The organism is Actinoplanes campanulatus, from assembly GCF_014647795.1.
Classification (GTDB): Bacteria; Actinomycetota; Actinomycetes; order Mycobacteriales; family Micromonosporaceae; genus Actinoplanes; species Actinoplanes campanulatus.
In genome coordinates this window covers 228,782-246,255 of record NZ_BMPW01000009.1, presented here as the reverse complement: position 1 = coordinate 246,255, position 17,474 = coordinate 228,782, and the positions used below count along the sequence as shown (strand labels likewise).

Sequence of the window (17,474 nt, the reverse complement as noted above, 5' to 3'; positions counted from 1 at the left end):
CGATGGCACAGCGACCCTCGCTCGCGGAGATCCGTGAGCGCACCTATAAGCGCCGGGACTCCTGGTGGACGGTGTGGCTGGTGGATCCGCTCGCGTCCCGGCTGGTGTGGCTGGTCGCTCCGTGGCGCCGGGTCACGCCGAACGCGCTGAGTCTGGGCGCGTTCGTGCTGGGCCTGGGCGCGGCGGCCGCGTTCTGGCAGGCGGAGTACCGGTGGCTGCTGGCCGGCGCGCTGCTGTTCCACCTGGGTTTCGTGCTGGACTGCATGGACGGCAAGATCGCCCGGCTGAACGGGACGGGGTCGCTGTTCGGCACCTGGCTGGACTACGTCTTCGACCGGTTCCGGGTGGTGGTCTGCTCGCTGGCGCTGTTCGGCGGGCAGTGGCACCACACCGGCGAGACCCTCTACCTGTGGCTGGCCGCGACCGTCATCTTCCTGGACATGTTCCGCTATCTGAACGCGCTCCAGATGCAGAAGGTCAAGCTGACCATGAAGGAGAACCTGACGGCCGCGGCCGGGGCGGCCGGCAAGGCGATGGAGTACGCGGAGGAGACCGACGAGGAGATCCCGCTCGACGGCGAGGAGGCCCGGTCCGCGATCGACGTGCACGGCGACTTCCGCGCCCGGTTCGGTGGTTTCCTCAACTTCCGCAACTTCTTGCTACGGCAGCGCATCCGCGCACACGTCTTCAGCGGCATCGAGTTCATGATGTTCGTGTTCATCATCGGGCCGGTGACCGGGTTGCTGGTGCCGGTCATGGTCGCCGCCGGCCTGCTGCTGCTGGCCTTCGAGTCACTGCTGGTCTACAAGCTCTGGACCACTACCAGGACCTATCAGAGGCGGATCGCCGTCCTCTGAGCACACAGCTCACACACAGCCCCGGCGGGCCTCCCGCCGGGGCTTTCCGCCATCACGCTGCCGGGCACCGCGTCGGCCGCCGTCAGCCTCAACAACAGCGACGTCACCGCGAACCTGTGGTCCTGGAACTGGGACTCGGTCTCGACCGCCTGCACCGACCACCTCGGCCCGGCCGGTTACGGCGCGGTCCAGGTGGCCCCGCCCGCCGAGTCGGTGAGCCTCGCGACCAGCGACAGCGGCGTGCACCCGTGGTGGGAGATCTACCAGCCGGTGTCCTACAACCTGACCAGCCGGTTCGGCACCCGCGCCGAGTTCTCGAGCATGGTCACCGCCTGCCACAACGCCGGCGTCCGGGTCTATGTGGACGCGGTCGTCAACCACATGGCCGGCGCCAACAACACGCTGACCACCACCTACGGCGGGTCGACGTTCAACCCGTCCGGTCATGCCTACCCCGCGGTGCCGTACGTCTACGACGACTTCCACCACGCGAACGACGGCTACTGGACCACCACCAGCGGCAACGTGATCGGGTTCAGCCGCGGCTCGCTCGGCTGGTTCGGCCTGAACAACTCGTCCAGCGCGTCGACCGCCGGCTACCCCACCGGCCTGGCCGACGGCGTCTACTGCGACCGGATCACCGGCGGCGCGTCCGGCACCGGCTGCAACGGCACCGCGATCACCGTCGCCGGCGGCACCGCGTCGGTCACCATCCCGGCCAACAGCGCCGTGGCGATCGACGTCAACGCCACCTCCGGCGGCGGCACGACATCCCCGACCGCCTCGCCTTCGGCTTCGGCCACCAGCGCGAGCCCCTCGCCCAGCGTGACCAGCTCGCCCACCCCGTCGCCCAGCGTCACGACCAGCGCCGGTACGGTCGCCGCGACCTTCAACGTGTACGCCACCACCACGACCGGCACCGACGTCTACGTGGTCGGCTCGAACGCGGCCCTGGGCAGCTGGAGCACGGCGAACGCGGTCAAGCTGTCGGCCGCCGGCTACCCGATCTGGACCTCGACGGTGCCGATCCCGTCCGGCACCGGCTTCGAGTACAAGTACATCAAGAAGGACGCGTCCGGGAACGTCACCTGGGAGTCCGGCGGCAACCGGTCGTACACCACCGGCACCGCGTCGGCGTACACCGTCAGCGACACCTGGAAGTGACGTAGGGCCCCGCGGCCCGCCTCATCGCACGCGCACCGGCACCACGTCCGGAGCGCCGAGGCGGGCCGCGTCGGCCGTCTCGTCGTCCTGCTGCTCCTGCGAGGCGCGTTCCGCCGCCACCCGCAGGCGGTAGTTCTCCACCTCACGGTCGCGCTGCTCGACCGTCCAGCCGAGCACCCGGCCCATCAGCTCGGCCGCGTGCGGGGCGGCGACCACGCCACGGTCGAACGTCTCGATCGAGATGCGGGTCCGCCTGGTCAGCACGTCCACCAGATGCCGGGCGCCCTCGGCGGCGGCCGCGTAGACGAACTCGGCACGCAGGTAGTCGTCGGCGCCCTCGATCGGGCGGCCCAGATCCGGCTCGGCACGGATCAGCGCCAGCACCTCGTGGATCAGCGAGCCGTACCGGCCGAGCAGGTGCTCGACCCGGGCCACGTGCAGGCCGGACTCAGCTGCCAGGATGCCCCGGCGGTTCCACAGCGCCGGATAGCCGTCGGCGCCGACCAGCGGCACCCGGTCGGTGACCGAGCGCGGCACGGTCCGCGCCAGGTTGTGCACGCAGGCGTCGATCGCGTCCTTCGCCATCACCCGGTACGTCGTGTACTTGCCGCCGGCCACCACCACGAGCCCCGGCACCGGGCTCGACACCGAATGCTCCCGGGACAGTTGCGACGTCGACTCCGACTCGCCGGACAGCAGCGGCCGCAGCCCGGCGTAGACACCCTCCACGTCGGCGCGTTCCAGCGGTGTCGCGAGGACCTTGTTGACCTCGCGGAGCAGGTAGTCGATGTCCTTGCTGGACGCCGCCGGGTGCGCCTTGTCGAGCCGCCAGTCGGTGTCGGTGGTGCCGATGATCCAGTGCCGGCCCCACGGGATGACGAACAGGACGCTGGTCGCGGTCCGCAGGATCAGCCCGGTCGACGACTGGAACCGGTCGCGGGGAACCACCAGGTGGATGCCCTTCGAGGCGCGTACGTGGAACTGTCCCCGTTCGCCGACCAGGGACTGGGTGTCGTCGGTCCACACCCCGGTGGCGTTGACGATCTGCTGGGCGCGGATCTCGTACGTCCGGTCGTGTTCCAGGTCGTGCACCCGTACCCCGGTCATCCGGGAACCCTCCCGGAGGAAGCCGACGACCTCGGTCCGGGTGACCACGTGGGCGCCGTGCGCGGCCGCGGTCCGGGCCAGGAACATGGTGTGCCGGGCGTCGTCGACCTGCGCGTCGTAGTACTGCAACGCGCCGACCAGGGAGTCCCTGCGCAGCGACGGGCAGGCCCGCAGCGCGCCGCGCCGGGTCAGATGCCGGTGCCGGGGCATGTTCGCCCAACCGGCCAGGGTGTCGTAGAGGGTGACGCCCGCCCCGGCGTACAGGCGCTCCCAGCCGCGGTGCTTGAGCGGATAGAGGAACCGGACCGGGCGGGCCAGGTGCGGCGCTAGGCGGTGCAGGATCAGGCCCCGCTCCCGCAGCGCCTCGCGGACCAGCCCGAAGTCCAGCATCTCCAGGTAGCGCAGCCCGCCGTGGATCAGTTTGCTGGACCGGCTGGACGTGCCGGAGGCGAGGTCGCGCGCCTCGACGAGGCCCACGGTCAGTCCCCGTGTGACCGCGTCGAGCGCGCAACCCGCCCCCACCACTCCCCCACCGATCACCAGCACGTCGACCTCCCGCTGCTCGAGAGCTTGCGAGGCGGCGTCCCGGTACGAAGGAGAGAGAGCCGTCATGATCAGTCCACATCCACCCAGTCGAGGGTCCGCTGCACCGCCTTCTTCCACTTCCCGAAGCCCTGGTCGCGCTGTTCGGCGGACCAGCCCGGCTGCCAGCGCTGCGACTCGTTCCAGTTCTCCCGCAGCTCGTCGGTGTTCTTCCAGAACCCGACCGCGAGACCGGCCGCGTAGGCGGCGCCCAGGGCGGTGGTCTCGGCGACCACCGGCCGGCTGACCGGCACCCCGAGCACGTCGGCCTGGATCTGCATGCACAGGTTGTTGACCGTGATGCCGCCGTCGACCTTGAGCACGTCCAGGGTCACGCCGGAGTCCTGCGCCATGGCGTCGACCACGTCCCGGGTCTGGTAGCAGATCGCCTCGAGGGTGGCCCGGGCGATGTGCGCGTCGGTGTTGAACCGGGACAGCCCGACGATCGCGCCGCGGGCGTCGGAGCGCCAGTACGGCGCGAACAGCCCGGAGAACGCCGGTACGAAGTAGACGCCGCCGCTGTCCGGCACCTGCGCGGCCAGCGACTCGCTCTCCCCGGCCGACTTGATGAGATGCAACTGGTCGCGCAGCCACTGCACGGCCGAGCCGGTGACCGCGATCGAGCCCTCCAGGGCGTAGACCGGTGCGGCGTCGCCGAACTTGTAGCAGACCGTGGTGAGCAGCCCGTTCTCCGAGCGCACCAGGTTCGTACCGGTGTTGAGCAGCATGAAGTTGCCGGTGCCGTAGGTGTTCTTGGCCTCGCCCGGGTTGAAGCAGACCTGCCCGACCGTGGCGGCCTGCTGGTCACCGAGGTCGCCGGTGAGCGGCACGTCCCCGCCGAGCGGCCCGTCGACGTGTGCGATGCCGTACCCGTTGGGGTCGGACGACGGGCGGATCTCCGGCAGCATGGCCCGCGGGATGCCGAAGAAGGACAGCAGTTCGTCGTCCCAGTCGAGGGTCTCCAGGTTCATCAGCATGGTGCGGCTGGCGTTCGTCACGTCGGTGACGTGGTTGCCGCGCGTGATGTTCCACAGCAGCCAGGAGTCGGTGTTGCCGAACAGCGCGTCACCGCGTTCGGCGGCCTCCCGGACCCCCTCGACGTTCTCCAGAATCCACTGGATCTTGCCGCCGGAGAAGTAGGTGGCGGGCGGCAGGCCGGCCTTGCGGCGGATCACGTCGCCGCGCCCGTCCCGGTCCAGGGCGGAGGCGATCCGGTCGGTGCGGGTGTCCTGCCAGACGATCGCGTTGTAGTACGGCCGCCCGGTCCGCCGGTCCCAGACGACCGTGGTCTCCCGCTGGTTGGTGATCCCGACCGCGGCGAGGTCACCGGCCGAAAGGTTGGCCTTCTGCATGGCGGTGCGCACCACGGCGACCGTGCGCTCCCAGATCTCGATCGGGTTGTGCTCCACCCAGCCGGCCCGCGGCAGGATCTGCTCGTGTTCGAGCTGGTGCCGGGCCACCTCGTTCCCGCCATGGTCGAAGATCATGAACCGGGTGCTGGTGGTGCCCTGGTCCACTGCGCCTACGAAGTCAGCCACGGTTGGCCTCCACGGTGGTCTGGTCTGTCGGTGTCGGAACGCGCCCCGGCTCCGGCGGCTCGGCCGTGGGCAGGAAGCGTCCGATCAGAGTCTGGTACAACCCGGCGCCCACGATGCCACCGATGACGGGCCCGACTATCGGGATCCAGAAATAGAGATACCCGGTCTGGTCACGGAACGCCGTCTCGTACCCGGTCAGGAAACTCGCGAGCCGCGGTCCGAAGTCGCGGGCCGGGTTGATCGCGTAGCCGGCGTTGGTGCCCCAGGCCATGCCGATCGCGACGACCAGCAGGCCCACCACGACCGGCCCGAGGTTGGCGGCCGGCGCCGTGTTGTTCATGTCGGTCAGCGCCAGGATGACGAAGAGCAGGATCGCCGTACCGATGATCTGGTCGCGGAAAGCGCCCCACTCGCCCACCGGAAGCGTCCCGTTGCCGGGCAGTGTGGAGAAGACGCCCTGCGTCTTGATCGTCAGGCCGGGGTCGGCGGCCCGCAGCACCTCGGTGTAGTTCCAGCGCACGATCAGCGCGGCGACGAACGCGCCGAGGAACTGGGCGATCGAGTAGGGGGCCACCTTCCGCCAGGAGAAGCCCTTGAAGACGGCGAGCGCGATGGTCACCGCCGGGTTGAGGTGCGCGCCGCTGATCCGCGCCGCGACGTAGACACCGAGTGTCACACCCAGGCCCCAGGCCCAGGCGATGCTGTCGTGGTCCCCGATCTCGGCGGCGGCGACCTGCGCCACCACCCCCACGCCGAACAGAATCAGAATCATGGTGCCGGCGAACTCGGCCGCCAACTCGCCGGCGAGCCCTGGAAGTTTGAGTCGTGTTGCCATGCTCCCTCCCTGTGTTAGACGCCTCGGACGCTAGGCAGGGGCCGGAAAGGGAGCAATGAACACCGGTCGGCATTGTCGAACATCAATTACGGCGGGTCGTCACACGGTGGCTTAGAGTCCGAAACATGCCCGGAACGGTGCAGGCGATCGAACGAGCGGCCGCGATCCTGCGGACCCTCGCCGGTGGGCCGGGCCGTCTCGGGCTCAGCGAAATCGCCCGCACGCTCGACCTGGCCAAGGGCACCACCCACGGCATCCTGCGCACCCTGCAACTGGTCGGGTTCGTCGAGCAGGACCGGGTCTCCGGGCAGTACCAGCTCGGCGGCGCCCTGCTCCACCTGGGCACCAGCTTTCTGGACATCAACGAGCTGCGGTCCCGGTCGATCAACTGGGCCGACCCCCTCGCCGCACGCAGCGGCCAGGCGGTCCGGATCGGCACCGTGCTGGAGGGGCAGGTGCTCGTGGTGCACCACGTGTTCCGGCCGGACGACACGTTCCAGACCCTGGACGTCGGCGCCCTGCTGCCGCTGCACGCCACGGCGCTCGGCAAGGTGCTGCTCGCCTACCGGGCCGGCGGCCCGGCGGCGGACCTGGAAACCTTCACCCGCCGCACCCTCACCGATCCGCGCACGCTCGCCGTCGCCCTGGACGGGGTACGGGAGTCCGGCTGGGCTTTCGAGGTGGACGAGTTCCTGATCGGCCAGGCGGCGGTGGCGGCGCCCATCCGCGGCTACGGCGGGCTGGTCGTCGGCGCGATCGGCATCTCCGGCCCGGTCGAGCGCCTCTGCGACAGCCACTACCGGCCGCTGCCCAGGCTGGTGACCTACGTCCGCGACGCCGCCCGGGCGATCTCCCGGGACTTGGGGGCGACTCGATGACCGAGAAATATGTGCTCGCGATCGACCAGGGCACCACCTCGACCCGGTGCATCGTCTTCGACCGGCGGGGACAGCTGGTCTCCCTGGCCCAGCAGGAGCACAAGCAGTACTTCCCCCGGCCCGGCTGGGTGGAGCACGATGCCATGGAGATCTGGCGCAACGTGGAGCGGCTCGCGCCCCGGGTGCTGCGGCGGGCCGGGATCGGGCTGGACCAGCTGGCCGCGCTGGGCATCGCCAACCAGCGGGAGACCACTGTCATCTGGGACCGGCGTACCGGTGTGCCGGTCGGGCGGGCGATCATCTGGCAGGACACCCGGACCGACGCGCTGGTCCACTCGCTGGCCGCCCTTTCCGCCTCCTCCGAGATCTCCGAGATTTCCGGACTTCCGCTGGCGACCTACTTCTCCGGGCCGCGCCTGCGCTGGATGCTGGACCACACCCCGGGCCTGCGCGCGCGGGCCGAACGCGGCGAGGTGCTCTGCGGAACCATGGAGACCTGGCTGATCTGGAACCTCACCGGCCGGGCCCAGCACGTCACCGACGTGACCAACGCGAGCCGGACCATGCTGCTCGACGTGCGCGGGCTCGACTGGTCGCCGCGAGCACTGGACTTCTTCGGGATACCCCGCGCCATGCTGCCGACGGTGCGGCCTTCGATCGGCGGCTTCGGCACCGCGTCCGAGGCCTTCCCCGGGGTACGGATCGGGGCGGCGCTCGGCGACCAGCAGGCGGCGCTGTTCGGGCAGACGTGCTTCACCCCGGGCGAGGCGAAGTGCACCTACGGCACCGGCAGCTTCCTGCTCCTGAACACCGGCGCGGAACTGGTCCACCCGGGGAACGGTCTGCTCAGCACGGTCGCCTACCAGATCGCCGGCGCCCCGGCCGTCTACGCACTGGAGGGCTCGATCGCGATCACCGGCTCCCTGGTCCAGTGGTTCCGCGACCAGCTCGAACTGATCTCCAGCGCGCCGGAGATCGAGACCCTGGCCCGGACCGTCGCCGACAACGGCGGCTGCTACATCGTGCCCGCCTTCTCCGGCCTTTACGCCCCCTACTGGCGCAGTGAGGCACGCGGCGTGATCGTGGGCCTCACCTCGTACATCACCAAGGGTCATCTGGCCCGTGCGGTGCTGGAGGCGACCGCCTGGCAGACCCGCGAGGTGGTGGACGCCATGAACGCCAACTCCGGCCTCACCCTCACCACCCTCAAGGTGGACGGTGGGATGACCGCCGACAACCTGCTGATGCAGATGATCGCCGACGTGCTGGACGTGCCGGTGGTCCGCCCGCTGGCCGTGGAGACGGTGTCGCTGGGCGCCGCCTACGCGGCCGGCCTGGCCGTCGGCTACTGGCCCGACCTGGACGGCCTGCGCCGCAACTGGCACATCGCCGGCCAGTGGATGCCGGCCATGGACCCGGCCCTGCGCGACGGCGAGTACGCCAACTGGCGCCGCGCCGTGGAACGCACCTTCGACTGGATCCAGCCCGCCTGACAAAGCCTCATGAAGGGCGCGGAATTCACGCCGGCAGGCGCGCGTCGGCCTTGCGGAAGCCGAGGCAGTGGCCGCACACGAGGTAGTGACTCGCCGGCTTGACCGGGAACAGCGGCACGAAGAACAGGGTGAACTTCGTGGTGCGCCGGATCAGCTGCTGCGGGGCCTCCCAACGGCAGATCTCACACGTCATCGTCCGGGTGCCGACCAGGTGGTCCTTGCTCCGCAGACCGAACAGCACGAACATCGGGCAACTCCTCGGCTCGCCGGCGGTTTCTCCTCATGGTCGTACCCACCGGCAAGAGCGATGTGCGCCCGGCGACCCGATCCGCCCGAATCGGCGCGGGAGTTTCTTCCGATGCCCCGGCCCCGTACCGCTCGGTACGGTCGCAGTCAGGTACGACAGCGGCGCGGAAAGGGTGCGTCACGTGTACGACGACGAGTTCCGGATCGACCCGGCGATCACCGTCTCCGTCCATCGCCTCCGGTCCGGTGACGTGCTGGCCCGGGTGGTCGGGGAACTGGACCGCCAGAGTGCTCCGGCGCTGCTGCGGGAGTTGCGCCCCGCGCTCGGCGAACGGGAGGTCACGATGCTCCGGCTCGATCTGGCGGGCGTCGCCTTCTGCGATCAGGCCGGGCTGCGGGCGCTGCACGCGCTGAGCGCCGAGGCCGGGCCGGACCGGGTCCGGATCGTGGCCGTCCACCAGTGCGTGGACGTCCTTCTCCGGCTCTGCGGCATCGACGTCTTTCTGGGCTGGCGGGCGGGGGCGACCACCCGTACCGGCTGATCGGCCAGCCCCTGACGAGGGGTGTGCGCACCATGATGGAGGGGTGGGCGCACACCTCGACGGCGGACGGATCACGGCCGAGATCGTCCGGATCGCGGCGATGCCCGGCGGTGCCCGGCAGCGGGCCGAGGCACTGATCGACAGTCTGCGCCCGCTGCTGCGGCACGACGCCGCCTGGCTGAGCCTGCTCGATCCGGACGGACGGCGGCAGCAGCCGATCACCGCGCCCGGTCACACCGGCCGGCTCCAGCGGCACCTGGCCGGGCGGGAGTTCATGGCCGTGCTGGAACGGGTCGGCCTGCATCGCGCGCGCCGCCCGATGCGGGTGTTCGAGTCGCCGGTGCCGGTCGAGGAGCTGCCGTCGTGGGTGGACTACTTCCAACCGGACGGGTTCGCCGAGGGGGTGGCCCTTCCCCTGGTCACCGCGGACGGCCGCTACCTGGGCCTGCTGGGCGCGCACGCCGGGTCGCCGGATCCGTTGAGCGACGAACTGTGCGACCTGCTGGCGACGCTGGCCCCGTTGATCGCGCACGCGGTGGACCCGCTGCGCACACTCGCCGCCTTGGCCGGGATGGTGCACGGGGCGACGGCCGGGGTGGTGCTGACCCGGTCGGGGCGGACCGAGCTGCTGCCCGGCATGCCCGGCCCCAGCGCGTTCGGGGTGGATCCGCCGGCGCTGCACCTGGTGGGGGCGCTGCTCGCGCCGGGCCGGTCGATCGCCCGGTTCATGGTGCCCAGCACCGACCCGGAGCGCGGCCTGGTGCAGGTGACCGCACTGGCCTGCCCGCCGGAGCCGCCCGGCCACCACCGGGCGCTGGTGCTGCTCGGGCCGCCGCCGGAGACGTACGGCCTGACCCGCCGGGAGATGCAGGTGCTGGGGCTGCTGGTGGAGGGCCGCAGCAACGCGGCGATCGCCGGCGCGCTGCGGATCACGCCGCGAACGGTGATCGGCCACCTGGAACACATCATGGTCAAGATGGGGGCGGAGTCGCGGACGGCCGCCGCGGTCCGGGCCGACCGGCAGGGTCTCTACGTCCCGGCCGAGCTGCTGCGCCGCTGCTCCTGAGTGTCCCGCAACAGAGCCCACACCATCTTTCCGGTACGGGTGGGCATGGCGCCCCACGCCTCGGCCGCCGCGTCGACGATCCGCAGCCCGTACCCGCGTTCGGTCAGCAGCCTCTCCAGTGGCGGCTGGTCCCCGCCGGGCATCGGCGGCAGCACCGGGTCGCCGTCCACCACGACCAGGTGCAGCAGGTCCGGGCCGCGCCGGGAGATGAGCACGTCGATCGGGGTGCCGGCGTGCTCGGCCGCGTTGACCACCAGCTCGGACAGCACGATCCGGGCCCGGGGCACCAGCCGCGGCATGCCCCACCCGGTGCAGGCCTCGGACACCACCTGCCGGGCGGCGACCGCGGCCGACTGGTCCGGGGGCAGCCGCAGCCGCATCTGGCCGGTCAGCGGACGCCGGTCGGCCAGGAAGGACCGGGCCAACGGCACGGTGGCGAAGACCGGCAGCATGCCCTGGGCGGGCGGGAGGTCGAGCCGGCTCGCCAGGCGGGTGCGGACCGGGAGGCTGGCCGCCACGCGTACCGTCGGATCCATCCGCGTTCCCTGGGCCGCGGCGGTGAGCCAGAGGGGCGCGCTGCTCGCGCCGGGGTCGTCGAGTCCGTGCAGGTCGAGCAGGACGCCGGCGGGGTGCTGGGCGAGACACTTGTGCAGCGCCTGGTAGGCGGAGAGCCACAGGGGCCGCCCCCAGGAACCGCGCACGGTCAGCTCGACGAGCCAGCTCTCGTCGTCCACCACCGCCGTGACCGATGGGACGGGCACCGCCTGACCGCCTGACCGAGTTCTCCGGAATGTTTCCAGAAACGGTATATCCGCGGCGGGCCGATGCCAATCACCGGCGAGCATGCCACGTCCCGTTGGCGGACGGGACGTGGCATGCGGTCCTCAGCGTTCGCCGAACGTGTCGTGGGTGATGTACTGCCCGGTCGGCGGGGTGACCGTGGTGCGGTTGGCGCCCGGCTCCCAGGTGACCGTCCCGTCCGGGTCCCTGACGATGTACTTGAACTCGACGGCGGTGTTCGGCGGCAGGCCGGCGCCCCCGGTCCACACCGGATAGCCGTCGGCGGTCAGCGGCACGGCCCGCGCCGGATCCCATCCGCCCAGCTCGGGGAGGTTTCCGGCGACGAAGACGTTCTGGCCGTACCAGGTGGTCCGGGTGACGTTGAAGGTGGCCGCGATCCGGTTCGTGGGCGGGCGGAAGGTCACCCCGACGCCCTCGGTGAGAACCCGGGCGTCGACGCTGTACGCCAGCCCGTCCGTCCCCGTCGCGTTCTCGATGCCGATGGTCGCGCTGTTCCCGGTGGCGCGGGTCCCGGTCAGGCCCCGGTACCGGTAGGTGACCGTGCCGTCGGCGTGCAGGATCGCGCTGATCGAGATCCGGTCCGCGGTCGTCGGGTAGAACCTGACGTTGCGCCACTCCACCACGAAGGTGTCCGCGGTCGCCGCCGTCCAGACGCCGGCCTGGTCGTCGACGATCAGGTCGTCCCAGAGCGCGAAGAGGGTGTCGTTCGGCTCCAGGCTGTTCGGCGGCGCCAGGTTCGTGTACGCCGAGCTGACCGTCCCGAACCCGATCACACCGTTGGTGCTGACCCAGGCGCGGGTGCGGGCGGTTCCGTAGTGCGGCACGGCGAACGGCAGGGTGATCTCGGTGGCCGCGTCGTCGCCGGTCAGGGCCAGCAGGTCGGTCCCGGCCCGGTACTCCTCGGTGGCGGGGACGCAACTGTGCCCGTACCGGTCGGTGTTCTGATCGAGCGGGACGTCGAGCGTGAGGTCGCCGCCGACCGTGAGGGACCGGGTGGCGGCGGCGAAGCATCCGCCGGGCGGGCGGACGGTGAGCTCGTAGTCGCCGACCGGCGCGGCCAGCCGGAACCCGCCGTCGGCGCCGGTGGTGACCGTGACCGGCGTGCCGGTGAGCGCGACAGTCGCGCCGGCGAGTGCCGCCCCGGCGCCGCTGACGTGCCCGGAGACGACACCGGAACGGCTGGCGGCGAGTGCCGCGTCCACGTCGGAGCCGTCGTTCGCGGTGATCGTCACGCCGGTCTCGTAGGTGTCGTAGCCGAACGCGGTCACCCGGATCCGGTAGTCGCCGGCCGGCAGCCGCCCGAAGCGGTAGCCGCCGTCCGCGCCGGTCGTCGCGGCCCGGGCGGCGGTCCCGCTGAGCGCGACGGTCGCGCCGGCCAGGGGCACACCCGCGCCGGTCACGGTCCCGGTCAGGCGTCCGGCCGGGCGCAGCGCCAGATTCACCGCGGCGTACGCGTCAAGCCGTCCCTGCCCGAACACGTTGTTGTCGGTGGCCGTCCCGCCGCAGGTGGTGTCGTTCGTGTCGATCGCCGTCTCGTCCAGGATCTCCCTGGTGGCGGCCACGTCCCGGCGCAGCGTGGGCGCCGCCGACCAGATCAGCGCCACCGTGGCGGCGGTGTGCGGGGAGGCCATCGAGGTGCCGCTGTAGGAGGCGTATCCGCCGCCCGGGACGCTGGAACGCACGTCCACGCCCGGCGCCGACAGGTCCGGCTTCACGCCGCCGTCCTGGCCGGTGCCCCGGCTGGAGAACGACGCGATCGCGTCGTTGACGTCGGTTGCGCCGGAGGAGTAGGTGTCGGTGTAGGAGCCCGGCGTGGACGCGGTGGCACAGCCCGGGCCCGCGTTGCCGTTGGAGAAGGCCGGGAAGATCCCCGCCGCCACCCACGACCGCACCACGTCGGAATACCACGGGTCGAAGCCGGACGCCCCGCCCCACGAGTTGTTCACGACGTCCGGCGCGAGGTCCGGCCGCGGGTTCTGGCCGTTGCGGTCGGTCGGCGCGACGATCCACTGCCCGGCCCCGAGCAGCGCGGCCACCGAGCACGAGCTGGACTCGCAGCCCTTCGCCGCGATCCAGGTGACCCCGGGCGCCACCCCGATGCCGCCGGATCCGGCCATCGTCCCCATGGTGTGGGTGCCGTGCCCGTTGTTGTCGCACGGGTTCGCGTCCGGGCAGACGTGCGCCGGATCGAACCAGTGGTAGTCGTGCTGGACGGTGCCGTCCGCCTGCCGGCCCCGGTAGCTCGCCGCCAGCGCCGGATGGTCGAACTGCACCCCGGTGTCCACGTTGGCGACCACGATCCCCTGACCGCGGTCGTCCCGCTCGCCCCACACGCGGGGCGCGCCGATGCGGTCCACGTTCCACTCGTTCGCGTCGACGGCCGCCTGCACCGCACCCGCGACCGGCGCCGGCAGGGTGACCGGCGTGTCCGGCAGCACCGCCTTCACCTCGGGCCGGGCCGCCACCTCCTTGAGCAGCGCGGCGTCGCCGGTGACCTTGACGGTGTCCGCGATCCAGAACTGCTCGAACCGCGCCTTCCGCTGAGTCAGCAGCTTCCGCAGCCCGCTCTGGTGCCGGGCCGTGCTGGCGCGCGCCGCGTCGTGGACGGCCTTCGCCCGCGCCCTGCCCTTGGCCTTGGCGGCCGGGGCGAGGTCGGGACGGTCCCGCAGCACCACCCAGAAGGTGGCGTCGCGCCCGCCCTCGACCGCTTCGGCCACCGCGCCCGCGACCTTCGGCCCGCTCTCCGCCGCCCGGGCCGGGCTCGGCGCGCCGAGCAGTGCGATCAGCATGGCGCCCGCACCGATCAGCGCGGTGGCGGTCCGTCGTCTCCGCTCGTTCCGTTCCGGGTCCGGGCCGCTCCGGTCCTGTCGCATGACGTCTCCCTCGGTCGAATGCCGCGCGCTCCACCGGGACGGAGCGCGATACGGACATGGCCGGCCGGACCACAGAAACGCACGCTATTGATATCCACCACTCTCTGCAAGTTCTTGCAGTTCTTTCACAATGTTTCAGGCCGATGTCAAAATGCGTGTGGCACAGTGGACGGTGCAGCTAGAAGTCCCGCGCCACCTGCGCTTTGATCATCACGACAGCGCCCCGGATGACGAAAATCACTGCCTTCCGACACTGCTTCCCCCGCACAGATATTTCAGCCAGGAGTTGCGCATGTTTCATCGCCTTTCAACCCGGCTCGCCCCTCACCCGGAGTGGATTCGGCGGGGGCGGCGATGGGCGTACGAAATGGGGGGTCAGCCGGGGATGGCCACCGACTGGCGGGTGAGGCGGGCGACCGTGCGCTGTTTCAGGGCGAAGCCCTGTTTGGCCGCGTCGCGCAGGTGGGCGACGAGCGGCGACCGGGAGCGGCGCGCCCATGGGACCGGGACCTCGGTGGTGCCGTACTTGGCCTTGTACGCGTTCCCGCCGACGAAGTCGAACTCGGTGACGCCACGCTCCTTCGCCCATTGCAGCGCGTGCCAGATGAGAGCCTCGTTGGGGCGCAGGTGCTGGAACGGGCGGTAGCTGGCGCCGCCCCAGAAGTACATGGTGCGGTGGTACCAGGGCAGGACGGCGGTGGCGATGCTGCGGCCGTCGGCGTCGCGGGCCCGCAGCAGCAGGAGGTTGCCGGCCGGGGCCAGGTGACGGATCAACGACCGAACCCTGTCCACCGAATAGGTCGGCACCAGATTCTGTTTGGCGAATACATCACGCAATTGATCGTAGAATTCGTCGGCGAATGCGGGATCACCACCCGCGTCCTCGATGACGACGCCGGACTTCGCGGCCTTGCGGATGTTTCGGCGGCACGCGCTCGCCATCGCCCCGAAGAGTTGATCCTCTGTCGGATTCAGGTCGATGACCGCGGTGGGCGCGGCGTCCCAGCGCAGTCCGAGGCCGCCGAGATCGTTTTCCGTCAGGCCACGATCGCGGATCTCCAGATGGGCGGCGCCGACCTCGCCGAAGGCGAACGGCATCAGCGCCTCCAGCGCGGCGCGGCGGGAGACACCCGGGCGCAGGTTGAAACCGACGTACGACGTGGTCCAGCCGGCCATCGGACTGCCCAGGATCCGCATGCCGAAACGCCTGGCCAGGAGCCCGGTGAAGTGGCCGACGGGCCGCCCGCCGTCGGTGACGACGGCGAGCAGCGGCTCGGCGCGCTGGCACTCGGCGACGAAGCGGATCCACTCCCGGGTGTGAAAGATCAGGCGATCCTCGTAGGTGGCCCGGTCCGCCCAGAGCTCGGCGGACGGTTCCACCCGGTGCAACTTCAACATGGGGTCCCCGATCGAATTACAGCACGGCCGGCACGATGATGCTCAACCATAAGACCATTCCGCAAGAAGCCGATCGGGCCTATTTTCAATTGACGCGAATATCTTTCGCGTTCATTATGACAATTGCTACTGCCGCACCTCTCGCGCATTTGCAATCGTGGGTGAAGGCCGCGGGGCGACGACCCGTGGCCGTGACCTGTCGAACGAGCGGGAGGGTGCCGATCCCATGCAGCCGCCCACAGCCTTCAAACGACGCCTGAACGAGCTGGGCCTGCGCAGCCGGCTGCGCGCCCGGCCCCGGTTGCAGGGTCGCATCCTGGCCGCGGCGGGGCTCCGGCGCCGCCTGCCCCGTACCCCCGGCCTGTACTTCCCCTTCTACCACGACGTTCCCGCGGAGTACTCCCGCGACTTCCGCCGCCACCTGGGGGCGCTGTCCGCGATCGGGCCGATGGTGTCCTGGGACGAGGCGTTACGGGTGCTCGGCGGTGAGCTCCCGCTGACCGAGCCGGTGTTCTGTCTGTCCTTCGACGACGCCCACCCGACCTGGCGGGACGTGGCCGCGCCGATGCTGCTGGAGATGGGCGTGCCGGCGATGTTCTTCGTCACCTCCGGCATGGTCGGGCAGCCGGGGAACCTGACCTGGCAGGACTGCCGGGAGCTGCGGGCCGCCGGGTTCGCCTTCGGGTCGCACACGGTCAGCCATCACCGGCTCGCCGACCAGGACGACGCCGCGGCGGCCCGGGAGATCGTCGACTCCAAACGGGAGATCGAGGACGAGCTGGGTGTGGAGGTCCGGGACTTCGCCGCCCCGTACGGCCACCCCGCCGTCGACTTCCGCAAGCGGGACGTGGAGGTGGCCCGCGAGGCCGGCTACCGCAGTTTCGCGACCACCCTACGGCCGGCCATGCACGCCGGCGGCGATCCGATGTTCATCCACCGGCAGGGTCTGCACCCCGCCTGGCCGATCCTGGCGGTGAGGACGCGCGTCCATGACTGACACCCGCATCTACCTGTCCCCACCGGACGTCGGCGACCTCGAGCGCAAGCTCCTGCTGGACGCCTTCGACTCGAACTGGGTGGCCCCGGTCGGCCCCGACCTGGACGCCTTCGAGGAGCAGGTCGCCGAGGTCGTCGGTGTGCGGCACGCGGTGGCGCTGAGCAGCGGCACCGCCGCCCTGCACCTGGCCCTCATCGCGGCCGGGGTGCGGCGCGGCGACACCGTGCTGGTGCCGTCGTTCACCTTCGCGGCGACCGCGAACGCGGTGGTCTACCTGGGCGCCCGCCCGGTGTTCGTGGACTCCACCCCGGACAGCTGGAACGTGGACCCGGCCCTGGTCGCCGAGGAGCTGCGGGCCCGCGCCGAACGGGGACAGCTGCCCCGGGCGGTGATCACCGTCGACATGTACGGCCAGTGCGCCGACTACGACCCGCTGATGGAGGCCTGCGACCGGTACGGCGTCCCGCTCATCGAGGACGCCGCCGAGGCCCTGGGCGCCTCCTACCGGGGGCAGCCGGCCGGGTCGTTCGGGCTGGCCGGGGTGCTGTCCTTCAACGGCAACAAGATCATCACCACCGGTGGTGGCGGGATGCTCGTCACCGACGACGGCCGGGTCGCCAAGCAGGCCCGGCACCTGTCCACCCAGGCCCGCGAGCCGGTGCCGCACTACGAGCACCGGACGGTCGGCTACAACTACCGGCTCAGCAACCTGCTCGCCGCGGTGGGCCGGGGTCAGGTCCAGCGGCTCGACCAGATGATCGCGGCCCGGAAGGCGACGTTCGAGTACTACCGGGCCGCGCTGCCGGAGCTCACCTTCATGCCGGTCGCCGGCTACGGCACCCCGAACTACTGGCTCAGCTGTGCGCTGGTGGACGGCGACGACCGGGACCGGCTCATCGCCCGGCTCGCGCAGCGCGACATCGAGGCCCGGCCCGCCTGGAAGCCGATGCACCTGCAACCGGTCTTCCAGGACTGTGTGGTGCGCGGCGGCGGGGTCAGCGCCGACCTGTTCCGCCGCGGGGTGTGCCTGCCCAGCGGATCCGCGTTGACCGAACACGACCGGGAACGCGTCGTCGGCGCGATCCGGGAGGGCTGAG

At 71.1% G+C, this 17,474-nt stretch carries 14 protein-coding genes and 1 pseudogene; 8 read left to right on the top strand and 7 right to left on the bottom strand.

The genetic code is table 11. The annotated features are described in order from the left end of the window. Nucleotides 1-2 precede the first annotated feature (2 nt). Nucleotides 3-857 (top strand): CDP-alcohol phosphatidyltransferase family protein, encoded by an 855-nt coding sequence (locus IEZ13_RS19335; protein WP_183219656.1) that lies wholly within the window; start codon nt 3-5, stop codon nt 855-857. Between the two features lie 42 nt (nt 858-899). Then, nucleotides 900-2,021 (top strand): annotated as a pseudogene (locus IEZ13_RS19330) (carbohydrate-binding module family 20 domain-containing protein); the annotation flags it as partial. Nucleotides 2,022-2,042: 21 nt separating this feature from the next. Here IEZ13_RS19330 and IEZ13_RS19325 read toward each other — a convergent pair. Genes IEZ13_RS19325 through IEZ13_RS19315 form a run of 3 tightly spaced genes read right to left on the bottom strand, consistent with a single transcriptional unit; the run spans nt 2,043 to nt 6,083 of the window. Next, a complete protein-coding gene (locus tag IEZ13_RS19325; protein WP_183219654.1) occupies nt 2,043-3,740 on the bottom strand; it encodes a glycerol-3-phosphate dehydrogenase/oxidase in 1,698 nt (565 codons plus the stop codon). 2 nt (nt 3,741-3,742) lie between these two features. Next, nucleotides 3,743-5,248 carry a glycerol kinase GlpK gene (gene glpK / locus IEZ13_RS19320; protein WP_183219652.1) on the bottom strand — a complete coding sequence of 502 codons (1,506 nt, stop codon included), beginning with the start codon at nt 5,246-5,248 and terminating at the stop codon, nt 3,743-3,745. After that, a complete protein-coding gene (locus IEZ13_RS19315) occupies nt 5,241-6,083 on the bottom strand; it encodes an MIP/aquaporin family protein (protein ID WP_183219650.1) in 843 nt (280 codons plus the stop codon). Before IEZ13_RS19315 ends, glpK (IEZ13_RS19320) begins: the two co-directional genes overlap by 8 nt. Before the next feature lie 125 nt (nt 6,084-6,208). On the opposite strand from IEZ13_RS19315, the gene IEZ13_RS19310 reads away from it, so the two are divergent. Both IEZ13_RS19310 and glpK (IEZ13_RS19305) read left to right on the top strand, forming a co-directional pair. Continuing rightward, nucleotides 6,209-6,961, top strand: a complete 753-nt coding sequence (locus tag IEZ13_RS19310; protein ID WP_183219648.1) for an IclR family transcriptional regulator — start codon at nt 6,209-6,211, stop codon at nt 6,959-6,961. Next, nucleotides 6,958-8,454: a glycerol kinase GlpK gene (glpK, locus tag IEZ13_RS19305; RefSeq protein ID WP_183219646.1), complete on the top strand. Its 1,497-nt coding sequence runs from the start codon at nt 6,958-6,960 to the stop codon at nt 8,452-8,454. The genes IEZ13_RS19310 and glpK (IEZ13_RS19305) overlap by 4 nt, the downstream gene beginning before the upstream one ends. A 25-nt stretch (nt 8,455-8,479) precedes the next feature. Here glpK (IEZ13_RS19305) and IEZ13_RS19300 read toward each other — a convergent pair whose 3' ends face one another. Then, on the bottom strand, nt 8,480-8,701 hold the full coding sequence (locus IEZ13_RS19300; protein ID WP_183219644.1) for a zinc-ribbon domain-containing protein: 222 nt from the start codon (nt 8,699-8,701) through the stop codon (nt 8,480-8,482). Nucleotides 8,702-8,882: 181 nt separating this feature from the next. Here IEZ13_RS19300 and IEZ13_RS19295 point away from each other — a divergent pair, with 181 nt between their 5' ends. After that, complete coding sequence (locus IEZ13_RS19295) at nt 8,883-9,242, top strand: STAS domain-containing protein (protein ID WP_183219643.1); 360 nt, start codon at nt 8,883-8,885, stop codon at nt 9,240-9,242. A gap of 43 nt (nt 9,243-9,285) precedes the next feature. Then, entirely contained in the window at nt 9,286-10,308 is a 1,023-nt protein-coding gene (locus IEZ13_RS19290; protein WP_183219641.1) for a LuxR C-terminal-related transcriptional regulator, read from the top strand. Here the strand turns inward: IEZ13_RS19290 and IEZ13_RS19285 are convergent. The 3 genes from IEZ13_RS19285 to IEZ13_RS19275 form a co-directional block, all read right to left on the bottom strand. Further along, entirely contained in the window at nt 10,272-11,069 is a 798-nt protein-coding gene (locus tag IEZ13_RS19285; protein ID WP_229794787.1) for an ATP-binding protein, read from the bottom strand. The genes IEZ13_RS19290 and IEZ13_RS19285 overlap by 37 nt on opposite strands. 123 nt (nt 11,070-11,192) lie before the next feature. Then, a complete protein-coding gene (locus tag IEZ13_RS19280) occupies nt 11,193-13,982 on the bottom strand; it encodes a S8 family serine peptidase (protein ID WP_183219639.1) in 2,790 nt (929 codons plus the stop codon). 375 nt (nt 13,983-14,357) lie between these two features. Then, nucleotides 14,358-15,380: a lipid II:glycine glycyltransferase FemX gene (locus IEZ13_RS19275; protein ID WP_183219637.1), complete on the bottom strand. Its 1,023-nt coding sequence runs from the start codon at nt 15,378-15,380 to the stop codon at nt 14,358-14,360. Between the two features lie 226 nt (nt 15,381-15,606). Here IEZ13_RS19275 and IEZ13_RS19270 point away from each other — a divergent pair, with 226 nt between their 5' ends. Together IEZ13_RS19270 and IEZ13_RS19265 are read left to right on the top strand one after the other, a co-directional pair. Further along, on the top strand, nt 15,607-16,377 hold the full coding sequence (locus tag IEZ13_RS19270) for a polysaccharide deacetylase family protein (RefSeq protein ID WP_183219635.1): 771 nt from the start codon (nt 15,607-15,609) through the stop codon (nt 16,375-16,377). Beyond that, nucleotides 16,370-17,473: a DegT/DnrJ/EryC1/StrS family aminotransferase gene (locus IEZ13_RS19265; RefSeq protein WP_183219633.1), complete on the top strand. Its 1,104-nt coding sequence runs from the start codon at nt 16,370-16,372 to the stop codon at nt 17,471-17,473. The genes IEZ13_RS19270 and IEZ13_RS19265 overlap by 8 nt, the downstream gene beginning before the upstream one ends. Nucleotide 17,474: the final 1 nt, after the last annotated feature.

Excerpts from the sequence above, each read along its gene's own strand:
- IEZ13_RS19335 (WP_183219656.1), top strand. The coding sequence starts at position 3 with ATGGCACAGCGACCCTCGCTCGCGGAGATCCGTGAGCGCACCTATAAG.
- IEZ13_RS19325 (WP_183219654.1), bottom strand. The coding sequence starts at position 3,740 with ATGACGGCTCTCTCTCCTTCGTACCGGGACGCCGCCTCGCAAGCTCTC.
- IEZ13_RS19315 (WP_183219650.1), bottom strand. The coding sequence starts at position 6,083 with ATGGCAACACGACTCAAACTTCCAGGGCTCGCCGGCGAGTTGGCGGCC.
- IEZ13_RS19310 (WP_183219648.1), top strand. The coding sequence starts at position 6,209 with ATGCCCGGAACGGTGCAGGCGATCGAACGAGCGGCCGCGATCCTGCGG.
- glpK (WP_183219646.1), top strand. The coding sequence starts at position 6,958 with ATGACCGAGAAATATGTGCTCGCGATCGACCAGGGCACCACCTCGACC.
- IEZ13_RS19300 (WP_183219644.1), bottom strand. The coding sequence starts at position 8,701 with ATGTTCGTGCTGTTCGGTCTGCGGAGCAAGGACCACCTGGTCGGCACC.
- IEZ13_RS19280 (WP_183219639.1), bottom strand. The coding sequence starts at position 13,982 with ATGCGACAGGACCGGAGCGGCCCGGACCCGGAACGGAACGAGCGGAGA.
- IEZ13_RS19275 (WP_183219637.1), bottom strand. The coding sequence starts at position 15,380 with ATGTTGAAGTTGCACCGGGTGGAACCGTCCGCCGAGCTCTGGGCGGAC.
- IEZ13_RS19270 (WP_183219635.1), top strand. The coding sequence starts at position 15,607 with ATGCAGCCGCCCACAGCCTTCAAACGACGCCTGAACGAGCTGGGCCTG.
- IEZ13_RS19265 (WP_183219633.1), top strand. The coding sequence starts at position 16,370 with ATGACTGACACCCGCATCTACCTGTCCCCACCGGACGTCGGCGACCTC.